Annotated in this window: 16 protein-coding genes and 2 pseudogenes; 9 read left to right on the top strand and 9 right to left on the bottom strand. The window is 32.6% G+C overall.

Annotation, left to right across the window (positions count from 1 at the left end; translation table 11 throughout):
* Positions 1-18: 18 nt before the first annotated feature.
* On the bottom strand, positions 19-903 hold the full coding sequence (locus AB1280_RS13395; protein WP_429756129.1) for an Rpn family recombination-promoting nuclease/putative transposase: 885 nt from the start codon (positions 901-903) through the stop codon (positions 19-21).
* A 204-nt stretch (positions 904-1,107) separates the two neighbouring features.
* Here AB1280_RS13395 and AB1280_RS13390 point away from each other — a divergent pair, with 204 nt between their 5' ends.
* From AB1280_RS13390 to AB1280_RS13375, 4 genes are all read left to right on the top strand, one after another.
* A complete protein-coding gene (locus AB1280_RS13390) occupies positions 1,108-1,665 on the top strand; it encodes a hypothetical protein (RefSeq protein WP_429756128.1) in 558 nt (185 codons plus the stop codon).
* A gap of 522 nt (positions 1,666-2,187) precedes the next feature.
* Complete coding sequence (locus tag AB1280_RS13385; RefSeq protein ID WP_429756127.1) at positions 2,188-2,724, top strand: restriction endonuclease; 537 nt, start codon at positions 2,188-2,190, stop codon at positions 2,722-2,724.
* Between the two features lie 98 nt (positions 2,725-2,822).
* The gene (locus tag AB1280_RS13380; protein ID WP_429756126.1) at positions 2,823-3,647 is read left to right on the top strand and encodes a MerR family transcriptional regulator; all 825 of its coding nucleotides are present in this window, start codon (positions 2,823-2,825) and stop codon (positions 3,645-3,647) included.
* Between the two features lie 37 nt (positions 3,648-3,684).
* Positions 3,685-4,695: a serine hydrolase domain-containing protein gene (locus AB1280_RS13375; RefSeq protein ID WP_429756125.1), complete on the top strand. Its 1,011-nt coding sequence runs from the start codon at positions 3,685-3,687 to the stop codon at positions 4,693-4,695.
* A 419-nt stretch (positions 4,696-5,114) separates the two neighbouring features.
* Here AB1280_RS13375 and AB1280_RS13370 read toward each other — a convergent pair whose 3' ends face one another.
* Positions 5,115-5,765 carry a Yip1 family protein gene (locus tag AB1280_RS13370; RefSeq protein WP_429756124.1) on the bottom strand — a complete coding sequence of 217 codons (651 nt, stop codon included), beginning with the start codon at positions 5,763-5,765 and terminating at the stop codon, positions 5,115-5,117.
* A gap of 278 nt (positions 5,766-6,043) precedes the next feature.
* Between AB1280_RS13370 and AB1280_RS13365 the strand changes: the two genes are divergently transcribed.
* The 3 genes from AB1280_RS13365 (at position 6,044) to AB1280_RS13355 (ending at position 10,052) form a co-directional block, all read left to right on the top strand.
* Positions 6,044-6,538, top strand: coding sequence for a hypothetical protein (locus tag AB1280_RS13365; protein ID WP_429756123.1), 495 nt, complete (start codon positions 6,044-6,046; stop codon positions 6,536-6,538).
* Positions 6,539-7,216: 678 nt separating this feature from the next.
* On the top strand, positions 7,217-8,827 hold the full coding sequence (locus AB1280_RS13360; RefSeq protein ID WP_429756122.1) for an McrB family protein: 1,611 nt from the start codon (positions 7,217-7,219) through the stop codon (positions 8,825-8,827).
* A gap of 1 nt (position 8,828) precedes the next feature.
* A complete protein-coding gene (locus tag AB1280_RS13355) occupies positions 8,829-10,052 on the top strand; it encodes a 5-methylcytosine restriction system specificity protein McrC (RefSeq protein WP_429756121.1) in 1,224 nt (407 codons plus the stop codon).
* A gap of 48 nt (positions 10,053-10,100) precedes the next feature.
* Here the strand turns inward: AB1280_RS13355 and dcm are convergent, their stop codons facing one another.
* Positions 10,101-11,393 carry a DNA (cytosine-5-)-methyltransferase gene (gene dcm, locus AB1280_RS13350; RefSeq protein ID WP_429756120.1) on the bottom strand — a complete coding sequence of 431 codons (1,293 nt, stop codon included), beginning with the start codon at positions 11,391-11,393 and terminating at the stop codon, positions 10,101-10,103.
* Positions 11,394-11,509: 116 nt separating this feature from the next.
* Positions 11,510-11,777: pseudogene (locus tag AB1280_RS13345) on the bottom strand (hypothetical protein); the annotation flags it as partial.
* Between the two features lie 197 nt (positions 11,778-11,974).
* On the opposite strand from AB1280_RS13345, the gene AB1280_RS13340 reads away from it, so the two are divergent.
* A complete protein-coding gene (locus tag AB1280_RS13340; protein WP_429756119.1) occupies positions 11,975-12,349 on the top strand; it encodes a hypothetical protein in 375 nt (124 codons plus the stop codon).
* Positions 12,350-12,722: 373 nt separating this feature from the next.
* Here the strand turns inward: AB1280_RS13340 and AB1280_RS13335 are convergent.
* From AB1280_RS13335 to AB1280_RS13315, 5 genes and pseudogenes are all read right to left on the bottom strand, one after another.
* Positions 12,723-12,884, bottom strand: a pseudogene (locus AB1280_RS13335) (transposase); the annotation flags it as partial.
* Positions 12,885-12,896: 12 nt separating this feature from the next.
* Positions 12,897-13,223, bottom strand: coding sequence for a hypothetical protein (locus AB1280_RS13330; protein ID WP_429756118.1), 327 nt, complete (start codon positions 13,221-13,223; stop codon positions 12,897-12,899).
* A gap of 40 nt (positions 13,224-13,263) precedes the next feature.
* A complete protein-coding gene (locus tag AB1280_RS13325; protein ID WP_429756117.1) occupies positions 13,264-13,473 on the bottom strand; it encodes a helix-turn-helix domain-containing protein in 210 nt (69 codons plus the stop codon).
* A gap of 60 nt (positions 13,474-13,533) precedes the next feature.
* A complete protein-coding gene (locus tag AB1280_RS13320; RefSeq protein ID WP_429756116.1) occupies positions 13,534-13,701 on the bottom strand; it encodes a transposase in 168 nt (55 codons plus the stop codon).
* 107 nt (positions 13,702-13,808) lie between these two features.
* A complete protein-coding gene (locus AB1280_RS13315; RefSeq protein WP_429756115.1) occupies positions 13,809-14,285 on the bottom strand; it encodes a transposase family protein in 477 nt (158 codons plus the stop codon).
* Positions 14,286-14,627: 342 nt separating this feature from the next.
* Between AB1280_RS13315 and drmE the strand changes: the two genes are divergently transcribed.
* Positions 14,628-17,036 (top strand): DISARM system-associated protein DrmE, encoded by a 2,409-nt coding sequence (drmE, locus tag AB1280_RS13310; RefSeq protein ID WP_429756114.1) that lies wholly within the window; start codon positions 14,628-14,630, stop codon positions 17,034-17,036.
* Positions 17,037-17,040: the final 4 nt, after the last annotated feature.

The following is a 17,040-nucleotide window of genomic DNA, read 5'->3' as shown; positions in this document are numbered from 1 at the left end:
CTCTTTTTTACTACTCACTCATTTTTGTTCCAAAATACGTTCTATGTCTTTGACACTCAATTTACTTGCTTTCGCAATCATTTCCAGTGAAACTCCAATTTCATGCATTCCTCGAATCATTTGGATCTTTCCTTGTTGTATTCCTTCTTCTCTTCCTTTATTACGTGCATGGGCAAACTTAGCAGCCTCATCCATTAAGGCTTTTTCTCTTGCTTCATACTCTTTGCGGAAAGAAGAATCTTGACTCATACGTTCCCACTTATCCATTGCTTTTTGTAAAATAGGATCTTGGTTCATAGCAATATCCTCCAATGTTTGTGTTAAGTGTTCATCTTCATTCGCTGGTAATAGTAACAGCCAGCGAACAAAAGAATCTTTCCACGGATTGATTTTTTCCTCCCGCCATTGTTGCATCAATTTCGGGATTTCTACAACATGAATTTCTATATCCGCACTAAATAATTTCTGTCTTTGTATATTCAACAATTTCCCTGTTGTGTGAAAATCTTCATATTCTTGGAACAGTACAAAGTTGACCAAGTTGATTGTAATGGTTCGATGAAGCGAACTATAAGGCATACCTTTTTGTAATTGTGAAGTGTACAGTTTTCCCCAGTAATATAGACTACGTTTAATCATGTCATGGGTATTATTCAGCTGTATCTCTACATTAATTTTTATCCCTGTATCTAATGTAGCAGATACATCTAGAATTGATAACTTATCATCCTCGTATTCACGATGCAAATGGGGATCTTCTAATTGAAGTGATAAAATAGAAGCTTCTAAAGAGTTTGCTAGCATGGCGTTTAAAAACGCGATTAAAATATCTTCACTACCACTTGTGCCAAATAACTGTTTAAACGCAAAATCAATTCGTAAATTTACTAATTGATTGGACATGGATTTTCTCTCCCTGTTTATACCTCTTTTCTATATTGTTCAAGAAATGAAAAGAAATGCGCAAATAGTGAAAATAATCTTATTGTATGGGGGAATCTGGATATTGCGAGTTTCTAAAACATGAAAAGGAAAACAATATTTTCTAAATTTTAATTAAAATTATGTTAATTCGATATAGAATATATAGGGGGAGGGAGAAAGAATATGGAGTATATGAAAAAAGATTTAATACCTATTCTAGAGGACTTTAAAAAGAAGCCTACGAAAGAAAATATAACTAAAATATTAAAAGAATTTGGTGTACAGTTTCCTGAACAATGGGCTGAAGATGAGGTGAAAGGGAAAGAAGCGGTCCTTGCTGCTTTTCGCTTTTTAAGGCCATTGCAAGCAGCTCTAGATATGTATTTATATGACAATGAGAGATGGGTTCAACATTCTATTGAACGTGCCAATAATCAAAAGAATTCTAATCCAACAGATATGATTGTAAGTGAAATGATAAACGCGGGGATTTCACATGAACAAATAGGAATATTTGCTTATTGGATTGCTAGATCGGCTATTAATGGAGTTCTTTATAGTCTATCTGATCCATGCGGTGGAGATTACGATTTACCTAACGAAGGAGAGGGTCTACCACGGTGGAGGTTAGAAGAATACAAAGAATCTTATAATGAAGGGACGTTCAAAGTAGAGCGTACAGGACGAGCATTACTTGAATTACATAACATTTTTCCCTTCCACAATCCAGGTGAAAAATAAGAATAGGATTTAAAGGGTTTCTTTTAATGAAATTGATGTGAAAAGGCTATGAGTTGTATCAAATAATTGACACTAAGATAGCCTATTCGTTGCTTATAGTGAAATTCCTAAATTATATTTCATAAAAAGAGCATTAAAAGAAATAGGGATTATCACAATAATAAATGATTATCTCCCATTAAACCTTCTTAGTCCGGCTGAGTTGGGAACTAAGGAGGTTTAATGGGATTATGAATAATTATGAGAGTGCTTCTTTAGTTCGAAATAATGTATTATATAAATATAAGGATTTTATATAGAAAGGAAAAAGCAATGAATTTCAATGTAGAACAACCGCAATCACTAAAGGAAATGCTTTGGTATGCATGGGTACTACTGGGTATTATATTTGTTGCAAGTACTTATATACCAGATAGTATTAGACCAATAATTAAAGGGGGTATTGTCCTAGTTATTTTAGGAATTATATTTTACATAGCCTATTAAACTTAGTTATTTTAGTAAAAGAGCGGAGGTGAGAAGATGGCAAAACGAAAGCAAGATGATTCCATATTAGATTCTTTACTAGTTATGACAGTTGTCGCAATACTATGGAAACGTGAGTTTTGGATACCAATCGTAATGATATCAGCAGCTATTATATTGTTATATATTTATGTGAATGTTAAGAAGCGAAAAGAACGCAAGCAATCAAAAATCTATGATATTGATAAAATGAATGGTCATCAATTTGAAGAATACTTAGGTATTTTATTTCGAGAACTTGGTTATCAAACACAAGTTACGAAGGCATCTGGCGACTTTGGAGCGGATTTAATTTTACGAAAAAATAACAAAAAGATTATTGTGCAAGCAAAGCGTTATAAGAAGAATGTAGGAATTAGTTCTGTTCAAGAAATTGTTGGTGCAAAAGAATTCTATAAAGCAAATCAAACGTGGGTTGTTACGAACAGCAATTTTATAGCCGTAGCACGCAGGTCAATCAAAGAAAAGCTAAAGCAACCGTGTAAATATAAGATGTTAGTAAAAAGCACTCTCGTGAGTGTTTTTTTATTTTAGTTGGGAGGATTATTGTGATTGACTTTCCCCTTACGGTAAGCTGTATAAAAGAATAGAACAAAGTTCCATATAAAAATATGAAAAATGGAGGTGGCCTCTTGCTATCAATTGGGGAATTTTCAAAGATATGCGAAGTATCAACAAAAACGCTTCGGTATTATGATGAAATTGGATTAATTCATCCAGATGAGATTAATCCTGAAAATGGTTATAGATATTATTCCATTAGGCAATTAAAAACGATGCTTCTTATCAACCGTTTGAAATCTTATCATTTTTCTCTAGAAGAAATTAAAGCCATTTTGGAGTTGGAAGAGGATCAGTCAGAAGAGAAACTGTTTTCTGCTCTTAATCGTAAAAGAAAGGACATACAGGAAAAGCTAAACGCTATTGAATATACCTTAAATCAAATGAGCAATGACATTCTTAATTTAGAGAACGGTATACCAATTATGTCATACCTTGACGATATAGAAGTAAAACTTGTGGAAACAAAGCCAATGAATATCCTCTCAATACGTCAGATGATGAGTAGCGATGATTATGCTGCAGGGTACGGAAAATATTTTAGTAGGCTATATGAAAAGATTGCTACGGAAAAACTCACTTTGCTTGGTAAGCCAATGACGATTTATCACAGCTCTGAATACAACCCCGCCGGTAATGATACGGAGTTTGCTATTTCAATAGAAGAGACTGTAAAAGGAACGAGAGACTTGCCCGGAAGTCTTTGTGCAAAGTCTGTTTTAAAGGGGGCTTATCCAGGATTAACATCGGTATACGCTAATTTAATGGAATGGACTGAAAAAGAAGGATATGAATTAATCAACTCACCATATGAAGTATACATAACTGACCCCAATCAAATCACCGTTCCAGAAGATATTGTGACAGAGGTGTATTTTCCAGTAAAGAAAAAATAACAGCAAGATTTACTACTTTCAAAAGGAGGCATTTATCATGAAAAGAAATGACTGGCCAACTCCAGACCCGGCAACCTTGGGAATGGACCTTGAAAAACTTTCAGCGCTTGAATCTACGATAAAATCCGATTACCACAATATAAATGGCATCGTTGTTGTGAGAAAAGGAAATATTGCATATGAAAGATATTACAATGGTTACGGCCCGGATGATATGTATCATGTGGCATCTGTAACGAAAAGTATCATTTCTGCCCTCATTGGGATTGCCATAGATGTAGGATATATTAAACATGTAGATCAGAAGGTGCTAGATTTCTTCCCCGAATATGTTTCCGATACTGCTGAAAAGCAGGAAATCACAATACGCCATCTTCTTACCATGACAGCACCATACTCATTTGAAGACTGGCATGAACCATTAGACAAACTGTGTCAGCAATCAGACTGGGTAACATATACCCTTGATATGTTAGGAAAACAAGGAAAACTTGGCACTTTTAAATATTCCACCGCAGGAGCACATCTACTTTCAGCTATCATCACTCGTAGTACAGGAAAAAGTGCTCGTGAGTTTGCTAACGAACGCTTATTCAAACCCATCGGCATGAAAGAAATCCCGGATTACGAAATGAAATCATTTGGTTTTGAAGACTTATTCGGGAAAAATGTGAAAGGGTGGGTGAAAGATCCAAACGGTAACTCTACTGGAGGATGGGGACTTACACTAACACCTCGTGATATGGCACGCTTTGGTCTTCTATATGTGAAGCGTGGTATGTGGAATAACAATCAGATTGTTTCTAAGACGTGGATTGATGAATCAACAACGATAAATCTAAATAACTACGGTTATTTATGGTGGGTGCACGAAGAGGATGGGATTTTTACATACTTAGCACGAGGTGATGGTGGGAATGTTATTTGTTGTGTTCCAGAAAAAGACCTCGTTGTGGCAATTGCATCTGAATTTATGTTTAATCCTCGGGATAGGTGGGAGTTGATTAAGGAATGTGTTATTCCGGCTGTGATAGATTCAACTTATTAGTCTAGTAACGATGAGCAATGACTATATTTGCTGTTAACTTAAAACGAATTATGCCCCTATTAAAAGAAAAAAGGAACAAAAATATAGAAAGAAAGGCGACTTTCCGTTCAATTTTGAAAGAAAAGTTGCCTTTCTTGTTTTACATGTGTTTTATGAGATGAAAAATGGGAATTTTTCAGTGGCCTCGATGATTCTTTTATATCTCTATTTTTAAGTGTTATTTTGCATATCCAACTTTAAAAACCCAGCTACCTTCACATGAGAAGATGAGCTGGGTTTCTTAATTATTTACATGCAATCATTTATAGAACAGACAAGTAATATAGCGTCTGCTCATTGTTTAGCAATCACGCCCACGAATAGCGGGATAAACTTGCCTGAAATTGAAGTAGGAAAGTCTATAAGAAGAAAATAAATTATTAAAGGGTTCTAACCACTGGTATAAGTAGTATTATTATTACCAATGGAAGAACGATAATTATAAAGGACACTATTGTTGTTAATAATGCTTTCCATGCTGAAAATTGGTGTGCTTCTCCTAAACATTTTAAGGAAATAATGATTGTCCAAATTCCAATAACGATATCAATTATGGTAAAAATAAGGAACAAAATCGCTAAAGTTGTGCTACTATCCATTTTTGGTGTCTCACTTGTAAAGTTTTCTATCCCAAACAAGAATAATGAAGGCACCCAAACGAATATAAGAGAATAAACGAAAGGAATATAAGAATAGGCAGTAGCGTAACGTGTTTTTTCAAAGGTACCTTGTCCACCAAGTTTTTTTGCTACCCAATTAAATAACGCCGGTACCAAAAAATAATAAATTAAGGCACCAATGAAGGTGCTGAATATAACTATTGGGATTAGTGGAAATGGACTACTTATTGAATCCGCCATATTTTTAGAAGACGCTCGATCTAAAACCTGTACGAATGAGCCTAATAAAATGAGTAAAAACACATTCTTAGGTTTGGATATAAAAATTTCTTTCATTGTATCACGTGGTTTTGTCCAAATGGAGAACCAAGGATTAAGTGCACGTTTAAATTGATTTTCTGGAGTTTCCATATAAAAAACATTCCCCTTTCTTAAAACATACTAAATAAAATTTTCCAATTATCCCTTTTATGTACATAGAATATTAAAACATAAATAGTTGATTATTTAAATGTAAATATTCAATCATTTAATGGGGGAGTAACTGGAATTCAAAACTTCTTATTGTGGTATTGCCACATTGTTATCGAAACAGAATATCCCGTAAAATGGAAAATGTGCTATTCTTTCTGTAGGATCATAAGAAAGTTAAGATGAACAAAAAAATCAGATGAATTTAGAGGTGGAAAATGTCCTGGAATATTAGTGTAATGGCTGTTTATGCAGATGAAAAAGAGATTGGAAATGTGATTCCAGATGTGTTTGAGTTAGGACAAACTGATGTATGTTTTGAAGATATCTCATCTGTTTCAATGGGAAATAGTCTTGGAGTAGGATATGCTAACAATTGGATTATTATCATTGACCCGTTAAGTAGGGTTTTAATGAACGATGCATACCCTCAAGAATTAGCAAAGAATGGTTTTAAGGTGAAAAGTTTTTATATATCGGAGGATTTAATTTTCAGGAACTACTTTACAACATTTCTGGGCAAAGTAAAAGTTGATGAGTATTTGGGAATCGCTTCAGGAATCAAGTATTTAAAAGATCATAAAATAATTCCAAAGGATGAATGGGGAGAGACAATTATTATCCAGATTCTTGAATTTGAAGTTTTTGATAATAGATCTGCACATGATTTTAGTTTAATGGACATCAAATATAGAAAGTATGATATAGATTAAAAAATTAGTTTATCTATGTAACTAGGAATATTCTTGAATTGTACATTATAAGTGGATATTATATCTGTAATTTTATGGGGTTAAAAGATGGTTTCGGTATTACACTGGAGCTATTTTTTGTGTTTATTGTGTTACTTTTTAATAAATAAACATAACGATAAAATAGTTGTGCTATAAAATTCAACAATTAGAAATGGAATTAGATGAATTTTCTGACAAGACATAATGACAAGGACGCTGCGTAAAACAATGGACTATAACTTTGAAATTCTATCATTTTTTTGTTTAATAGGTTACATAGTAAGTTAAATCGTTTTAATCCTTTTAAAATAGTGAGGGTAGATAAATTTGCTATTCGACATAGAAGTGGATTCACTTGAATCTTATAAAAGAATCGCGTTACTCACAAAATTTGAAGATAAAGGAATGGAAATAAGTATACGGGCTAAAAATCCAGATGCCTCTTATATAAGAATTTATACGAGTACGAGTAATTTTCGTTATTGGTAGGATACAACGGAATTATTAGAGAGTATGAATGCGTTGTTTGGTGAAGTGGAATGCTAGGGTATTGTAGATTTGTTGGTGGTAAGTAAATAAAATAGTATACTAGACGTAGATGTTAAACTATATACATTTTAAAGGATTTTAAAAAAGTATACGTTAGGAGCTGTATTGATGAAAAAGTATTACTTGAGCGAAACTACAATCACTGATAGCTATGGTATTCTTTCGAACACAAATTTAAAATATGATAATGAATTGTTTACTTTATTGATTTTAAAACATGCAGGGTTGTCTCAACATGATTACCTTGAGTTGTCCTCGGAATCTACAAAAAAGAAATTATTAGAAGCAACACGACAGTTGGCTTATTTATTTATTTCTGATGATTATTTAAAAGAAAAGTTTAATTTTATTAATCCTTTGGCCATGGAAGGTTGGGGGAAAAATCCTACAGAAGCACTTCAAATGTGGTCTACACAAAGACTAATTAATAACGTTGCAGGTGGAGGACGTCAATGGAAGGCTATTGTCACAAATGATCCTGACAATCCTAATTTAATAAAGTTAAAACATAATTACTTGGAATTTTTTAGAAATATAGAAGGAAAAGTGCCGTTGGATGCTCTAAGTATTTGGTGTGTAAGGTTTAATGAGTTTACATATGAAGTTCCACTGTCTAATGTAATTGCTAATTTTAATAGTTACTTCAATATTACTGAAGATGAGAAAACATTTATTTTTTCTACAAGTAATAGAGTGATGATTGAATATACTGAAAATAGGGTTGATTCACATTTTATTAGAAATCTTATTGGTAATCATGAGAAGAATCCAGACTGGATTGAAAGATTTGAAACTGAAGATAATGAGGTACCAGTAACTCAAAATTCCTTAATTCAGTTTGTGGGAGGAAGTTTCTCGACACAAGGTCAAACAACCTTAAGTGTTGATTTTCACAAAAAATTAATTGATAAGTCTAGACAAGCAATTTTTATGGGTCCACCTGGAACATCTAAATCATTCTTAGCTAAGGGATTATCAGAACGATTTGATGTCGTAAAACGAATTCAATTCCATCCTCAATATTCTTACCAAGATTTTATAGGTGGAAAAATTTTGGAAAACGGAACATTGAGAGATAAAAAAGGTGATTTGATTCTGTTCATAGAAGAAGCCGTTTCAGATGCAAATTGCGAGAAACAGTATATATTAATAATTGAAGAGATTAACCGAGCTAACGTGAGTCAGGTATTTGGAGAGATGATTCAGTTACTAGATCGAGGAGAAACATTGAAATTATCCTTTAATGGGGAAGAGAAGGATTATTATTTACCTGATAATCTCAAAATAATAGGGACGATGAATACAACGGATAGAACTGTCGGTCGTATAGATTACGCTATTAAACGACGGTTCTATCAAATATATTGTAAACCGGATGTTGGTATTCTTATTGACAAGGCGAAAGTTGAAGGAAATGATTTTTCTATAGCTGATTTACTATCAAAAATTAATCAAAATTTATTCTCTGTTTTAAGTAATAAAGAAATGGTTATAGGACATGCTATTTTCTTAAAAGATTATGTTTACTCAACAGAAACTGATAAATATGTATGGCCAGTAGAAGATTTTGAACATCTATTCAATTTTGTGGTAGTACCTTTAATTGAAGATTATTGTAATGGAAGCGCTGATTTGGTAGTGAGTGTAATTGGAGAGAAACTGTACAATCAACCAAATGGTACAGACTTTGTACAAGCTATAAAGGAATATTTGAGCTGATATGAACGTTATCAATATCTATGAGAATTCTTCTTATACTTTGAATAAAAACTACATTGATGAGTTTAAACAACTTCTAAATGAGAATAATGATTTGCCTATGTCATTACAAGGCGAGACCATAATTTTTGATAGTTATACCATAGGCAGCATTCGTATTAAAGATTTAGTAATTAACATTCAACCGCGTATAAATAAACTTTCCTCTAATCACTATTTAGAAATGCAATTGTATAATGAAGGTTTATTAAATGATAAAATCAGTAGTTTACTAGGAGAAAATGAAAGTTACGGAATCCAAGAAAATTTAATAGATCTTTTTTTACAAGAAGCATTTAATCTCGTCAAGATTGGTGTGGAAGGAGATTTTATAAAAGTAAGAGAAGAAACAAATCAAATTCGTGGTAAGATTTTAGTAGATAAAATCTCTCCAATGAACTTGCTTCAAGATAAAATACCTATTGAATATGAAGTTCATACTTTAGATACTTCATACAATAAAATCATTAAATTAGCTTTGGATAAAGTTAGAATTTTAGGTAAAAAAGAAAAATATATTAAATTACATGCATTAGTGAACTCTTACTTCGATGAGATAAACGTTGATTTAACCGCTCTCTCAATTTTGCTAATGGAAAAAGAATCTAAAATTTACTTTGAAAATGAAAAGTATCCAATTGTATTAGGATTGGCAAAGAAGATTTTAAAAGACTTGAAAATCAATTTGAAAAGTAATCAAGTCACAAGTTCTTCTTATCTAGTCAACTCAAATAATTTGTTTGAGAAGTATGTAAGAAAAGTTCTTTTAAATCATCTTAAGTTAAATGTTATAAAGTGGGATCAAGCCAAACCAATGGGGAAATTTAAAGTAGGATTAGATGAATATATTAAATCTTATTCACCAGATATTATGATTGACTACCACAATGACAATAATTCAGCATTTGCAGTACTGGATGCAAAAAATAAAGATATTTCTAAGTACAATAAAATTGGTGAATTGTCAGATTTATATCAATTGCTTTTCTACTGTTACACATTGAAATCTAGTTATGGAGGATTAGTATATCCTTATTATGGTTCTCTTCAACCTGTACGAATAAATGTAGATAGCTTTAAAGAAACGAATTTATTTGCTTTTTCAGTGGACTTTTCCAAACCTATTAAGGAACGAAATGCAATTTTTGTAGCTCATGTAAAGAATACTTTACATTTAATAGATTAAACTGATGAGGTTAACAAAAGATGTGTCCTAATTTCAGGACACATCTTTTCAGTTGATCTCAATTAACTCTAATTGTTTAACAGAAGGTGCATCGGATTTATAAGCATGCAGCATATTTTTAATTATTTTTGAGATTACTGGAACCGTAACAGAATTGCCTAGTTGTTTCTTGGCTTGAACTGATGAGTTAGCTAATTTAAAATCTTCCGGGAACCCTTGTAGTCGAGCACATTCTCTATCTGATAAATGCCGTCCTAAATCCCATAATTTTGGAGCCCTTGCCGCAATGATTGATGGAGTAAAGCTATCTAAGTTGCAGTAATATGCTTCTTGTATTTGAGTTTTAGCAAAATCACCCACATGAAAACGTAATGTTTTATCAGGCTTTAAATAAGAGAATATCCCATATTTACCTTTTTTGGTGTCGGGATCGTATTTAGAGTTATCGTGTTCGACTCTTATTTGATTAGGTGAATCTATAGGACAAGAATTAAAGTGATGGTTGATTCGACTCATTTCAAATTCACTTAATTTGAGTAAAGAATTATTGTTTTCATTCCAATCAATTATATCCCTAAGGGTAACATTTTTATTCGTAGGTTTAGGGAACTCAAATGCTATATCTTTTTTGAATCCTACACAATACCATCTTTCTCTTGATTGTGGAACTCCGAAATGTAAGCTATTTAGAATGGTCCAATGCACATGATAACCTAATTGATCAAGACGTTCTAATATTGTTTCTAGCGTTTTTCCTTTTTCATGAGATTTTAATCCTTTAACGTTTTCTAGTAAGAACATTTGAGGTTTTTTCTCTTTTAAAATTCTCACAATGTCGAAGAAGAGAGTACCTCGTATTTCATCTTCAAATCCTTGTAATTGACCCGCATAGCTAAATGGTTGGCAAGGAAAACCTGCAAAAAGAACATCGAAATTTGGAATATCTTTTGCATCTATTTTTGTTATATCCCCTTGAGGCATTTCACCAAAGTTATTCTTATATACCTCACAGGCAAATTTATCGATTTCTGATGAGAAAACACATTCCATGCCGTTTTCTTCACCTGCAGTTCTAAAACCACCGATACCGGCAAATAAATCGATGAATTTAAGATTGTTATGGTTTTTCATTTTTTTCCTCTCTGGAACATGCTCAATAATATCTTCAATGTTACATTCTAAACAATTACAAATTCGATCGAGCACTTCCATTCTGACATTTTCATTTTTACTTAATCTAGATAAAGATGCTGACGTTATACCACATACATCACGTAATGTAGTTTTTTTCATTCCCATATTAGCAGTTAGTTTCCATAATTTATCATATGAAAAAGGCATAATCAATCCTCTTTTCTATACGGAAGGTAAATTATTCTATGTATATAGAATTTCCATACACCGAATATTATCATAGACAAGAAAGCTCGTAAAGAAAAAAATAACTTTTCGTGGCCTATATATGTTTCCATGATTGGATTGACAATAAGTATGTCTGGTCGTCGCGGGATTTCGTACAGCCGATCTCATCTTTTTAATTCCTAAGTCCTTTAAGGGTGGAGTCGCAGCTAACACAATCGGACCTCGTCTATTCACATCGCCAACAACAGCTAGTTTCGTACGCATTGGATCGAGTCCCATTTTGACTCAGGACACACTAGCGTAAAAACTTCGAAGATCCACGCATAAGATGTAACGGTTTGGTAATAGAGAATAGTCATACAAAGTAATCACTCCTATATATTGGAACGTTCGTTCTTTTAGAAGGAGTAATTTCGTTTATTTTCAGCTTGCTGATATATAAAAAGTAGATTTAATCATTGTTAATGGGAAATTTATACTATATTTACATTTCGTTAACTTTGAAGTGCTAAAATTTTACACGTAATGGAAGGATAAATTACAGTAAAGGAGAGAAGAACATGAAGCAGTTGGCGAAGTGTAAAGTATCTGTATCAGAAGGAAAGAAGTTAATACGGCATATTGCAGAAGTGAAGCATGGTCATAATATATATTATTTTGAAATTAATAAAGCGGTTGATTACATTTCGGTATATTTTATCGATGGGGTAAAGCGTAGATTCTCAATCGCTAGTACCGAGGAAATGCTCATGAAGATACCTAACGAGATAGAACGGAAGCGATACCAGAATATCATAGGTGATGCGGGTTGGTTATTGCTAGATGGAATACATGATTTTCGTGGTATGACAAAAGGAGAGCAAGCAGGGTTTCTTTATTTGAAAGAAAACGTATTAAATGACATGGAAATGGAGTTAGAGAAAGTAAACGTATAAGCGTAAAGTAAAACCGTCTGCAAGGGCGGTTTTATTTCTATAAATAATAGGGAATATAGATTTTCCTGCCCTGTTTTTGACCACAAGTCTCGTTTCATTGAGTTAATGCTATACATAAGAACCCATCCTTGAATGTCGATGGGTTTCATTATGATCCCAATTGTGATCTAACCAGAGACCTCCACACTGTCAAGATAAGAAACATATATTTTACGTTTCAGGAATATTGAGCGTAAAGGTTGTTATATCGATGGTATATAGGGTGCTTTCTATTTTTTTATGTAAATTTTGTAGGTTCTTACGCACTTTTGGTGATTATATGCATACCGGGGAATTGGAATAGGAGAATGTTTTTTCAGAAAAACATTTTATGCTAGGTAGATGACAATACTCTCAGAGCTAGTAACTTACTACTTGCACGACCATACATCATTCGCTTGATTGTTTTGAGACGATTAACATGTCCTTCGGTGACACCATTACTGAATGGATGTGTACATGCTTCAGAAATGGCTTTTATATCTTTTTCCACATACTTTGTGAATTTCTACATGGCTGAAAATGATATGTCTTTATACGTTTTTAGCCAATCTATTAAGTGTGAAGATGCCTTTTTCTCTCGAATAATAGCTGAAAAATCTTGGACCATTAAATGTAATGGTCGTAAATCAGGGAATTCTTCCAAAAATACTTGTGATACGTTTTCTTCTAGCTTTTTAGCGTTAGATTCATTCCACGTACATTTTAGAATGTGTGACCTAGATACTGTAGTTGTAACTTTATTCACTTTGAACTCTTTGCGTATCTGGGCAACAAAAGCATTTAAGGTAGATCGCGAACCGTTATATCCTAGTAATTGTAGTGATTTTTCCATTTGATCGACTGTTTTCTCTTCTTTAACCCAGTTCTGTATATTAGGAAAGAAACGGATATAGAATAGATGAACGCTGACAATCAGGCTTATGTTTTCGATGTAAATCGCTATAGACTGTGGCGCGGCTGATGTTCATATGCGGTGCTATCCAGGTAATTCCCTTTCCTTGTTTCACCAACTCTTGAACTTGTTGAATACATAGCCACACTTTTTCTTGATGCAATTCTCGTTTGGAGTCTGTTTTTCGCACGATCGGAGTTATTTTATCAGACTTGATGTGTTCCGCATTTTTCCAAGATGATGGAATATATTAATATATCGAGTCTTTTAACACATCAAATAAACCCTTTAAAATATGCCACCGATCGGCAACTTGTTTGGCATGCGGAAGAGCAGACGAGATGGCAGAAGCATAGGAAGCAGAGCCATCACGACTTACGATTTGGATACTAGGATGTTCTTGAAGCCACCCTATCACCTATCACAACTTCTTTTGAACGACCTTCTAAGATTGCGACAGGCTTTTTTGTCTCTTGATTGACAATAAGAGTCCCGGAATTATTTCTCTTTTTAAAAGCAAAATCATCAATCCCTACAAAAGGGAGATACTTCTATATCTATAGTTGTCTTATAAATAATCGTAAGTAATATATCATGACTAACTGGTAAATGCATCGCCTGGGCTACCTTTTCACCAGCTAAGCAGCTTGTAGAAAAGGTAATTTTACGTAATACTTCTTCAGCTCTAAGTGTGCATCGACCATTTGGAGCTAACCACTTGTAACGTTCTGAAAATACCTTGACGGAGCAGTTGATAGAATCACAGAACCATTTATTTGAAATTAATAATAGTTTTACAGGCTGATCCATGAGGGGGAGGTCTTGTACAAGGCGAGTATATCTACTACGACGATGAGAAGACGTATGGTGGCATTTTGGACAAGAGTTTGAGCTATGCAAACTATGTATAGTGAGACGTAAATAATCTTTTTCTTGATAGACGTCTACAATTTTCAGAAAAGAGTCTAGCGGTGACCAAGGAATTTTATTCAGGTGAATCAACTCCTTTTCTTTAATTATATCAGTGTAGTTACGAGTAGAACAACTCCCCAAATACTCGTAAGAACCGCATTAATGTACATATTTAAGTTATCATTTCTATTACTACAATTTGGCGTGTAGTAAGGAAAGTGGAACCATTGGGAAAATTCTAACTATAAGGGTGGAAAATAATTCGTAATATTGTAAAATGTTTATTAAGGAGATTAAGTATAATTTGTAAGATTATTTTTATTATTTAATTCAAAAATTTTAAATTACAATTAGTGGCATGATTCGATAAAATTCTTATTAATTATATATTTAAATAATATAATTATTTGTGGTGTGAAAGGATGGTGCTAAATGGGAGTAATCAACAGTAATAAATTGGACCTAATAACTTATAATGATGAAACCATAGAGTTAGGAGAATTAGATGAATTTTTAATTCGGGGTATCATAGATTGCATTTATACAAAGGAAAATTTCTTAATTTGTTATCCAAATAAAAAGATGTTTCTACCTCTGGTAATATCGGCAGTTCTACGTAATGAAATACAGAACTATAAGTTTTCATCTGTCCCGACCAAGAGGACTACTATTTTATTAATAGCCGATAAAAAACATTCTTTAGAAATATTAACACGAACTATGGTCTATGTTAATAGCTGGTTTAATATTTGTAACGAGCAGTATCGTTATTTTAATAGTAAAGGGATATTTTGTAACATCGATGATCCCTATTTTTCACGCATATACTGGAGGCATATACTGAATAGATATTTTAATTCAGATATCCCAGAATCGGTACCTCTTCATTATTTATTACCTATTTCAACAGGTTACCATAGTTTTCAAGCTATTTCGAGAGGTGAAAGAAATAATATTGGTCGAAAAGATAATGTTCAAAGTCCTGTATTCTTAGTTACGGAAAATATAGGTATCCTAAAAAATAAGGATATTAAGTATGACTATTGTTTTATTGATGGTTCTTTTACGAGTAAAACTTTCGCTGCCCCTTCACAAGGAACTTTAATGTTTTTTGATAATCCTTTAGATGACAGAATACTATATGCTCAACGAAGTAATCCCAAAAATCTAATCATAGATGGTAAGACTCTATTAAATCGTAAGGAAGAAGATCATTTCAAGTTGGGCAATCAAGTAATAAGTTTAAAAAAATTATTACTTACTACGAATATTACAGGATTGGAGGTTAAATATATACGGGCAAAGTTTGAGATACAGTTAGAAAAAGCGTTTCAATTACTACTTAGTTTAAAAAGAAAACGATTTGACTCATACGATTTGAATATTTTATCAAACCTTCTATATAACATAATTAGGATGCCGATAGAAGGTACTAAATTTGATGAAATATCTTCGTATCAACTTCAATTTGATTCAATTAATAGCTTGATTAAGGAACTTAAAGAAAGTGATAATCGATATGAAGATGATGATTTTGAAGCAATTATTAAACTTATTGAGGATATATTTTACAAGTATGAACTTGATACATATTGTCCTAAATTTGAAGAGCTAAAAGATACTATAATTAGGGAGGTTGATAAGAATAGAAGTGTTGCTATAGTTTCCTCTAACAAAGTTTGCAGTATTGCTTTGAAAGAAAAGTTAGCGCTTACTTTAAGGGTCAATATTGATGAACTTGAAGGGTTAGGAATAAATTTTTATAACAAAAAGCAAGTGCTGAAAAATAGAACGAAAATATATGACCATACTTTAATTATGTTCTCTGCAATGAATTTACAAGATTTAAGAGTTATGACACAGGCAACATCTAAGAAATTTTATATGTTACTTTATAATTTAGAAATTAATGAAATTAAAAAAAAGCTAGAAAAGATGACATTGATAGATAACTCAGAGGATAATGGACGATACTATAATTCAAGAAATACATTATATCAATATATATTAAATCGCTTGGTTTCAATTTCTGATTTAATATATTTGGATGAAGGTATATTGATGGAGGATATTATTGCTCAAACGGATAAGGTTAACGTTCCTTATTTGAGAACTCAAAGAGAGTATAATGGTGAAAAAGTAGCATCTGCTAAACTGGTGACTTTTGATAATAATGGATGTTTATTTATGAGATTGAAAAGTAAAGTTAATTATATTGATCGAAAGAATAGAAAACTAGGTAAAAAGTCCCTAGAAGAACTTAAAATAGGTGATGAGATTTTATTTATAGAAAATGATGCTAGACAAGATATCTATAAGTTGTTTATAAATTCAATTGAAGGCGAAGATGAAATTGTTAAGAATTTTTCTTTAATTGAAAGATGGAGAGACATATATGAAGATAAATTTATATCGTATAAGCTTACAAATGAAGAGCTATTTCATCGCATGCAAAGGGCTGGATGGGATAAGAAAACGCGTGGTATTTTAGCTAATTGGAGAAGTGGATATAGTTATGGCCCACGCGATAAAAAGGATATCGAGATATTAGGGGAAGTTCTTAATATTCGGGATTTTATTGAAAACCCCAATGTTTACTTCGATGCGATGACAAGAATAAGGGTTGAAAAGAGAAAGGCAGCACGGATTCTTAATAAAATTATTTATTATGCAAACAGGAAATTTGAAGATGAGGAATTAAAGGTATTAGAGAAATATAATTTAAATGCTGAAATGTTACGTGAAGCCGTTAAGGTTAAGAAAATACAGGCTATTTCTACTGAAAATTATAAAGTGAAACCAACTGAAATAGGCCACTTTTACCATATTGATAGGGATTAAAAAG

Origin of the sequence: Bacillus sp. S10(2024) (assembly GCF_050473865.1) — a bacterium.
Classification (GTDB): domain Bacteria; phylum Bacillota; class Bacilli; order Bacillales; family Bacillaceae_G; genus Bacillus_A.
The sequence above is the reverse complement of the archived record's forward strand: the minus strand, read 5'-3'. Positions and strand labels throughout refer to the sequence as shown.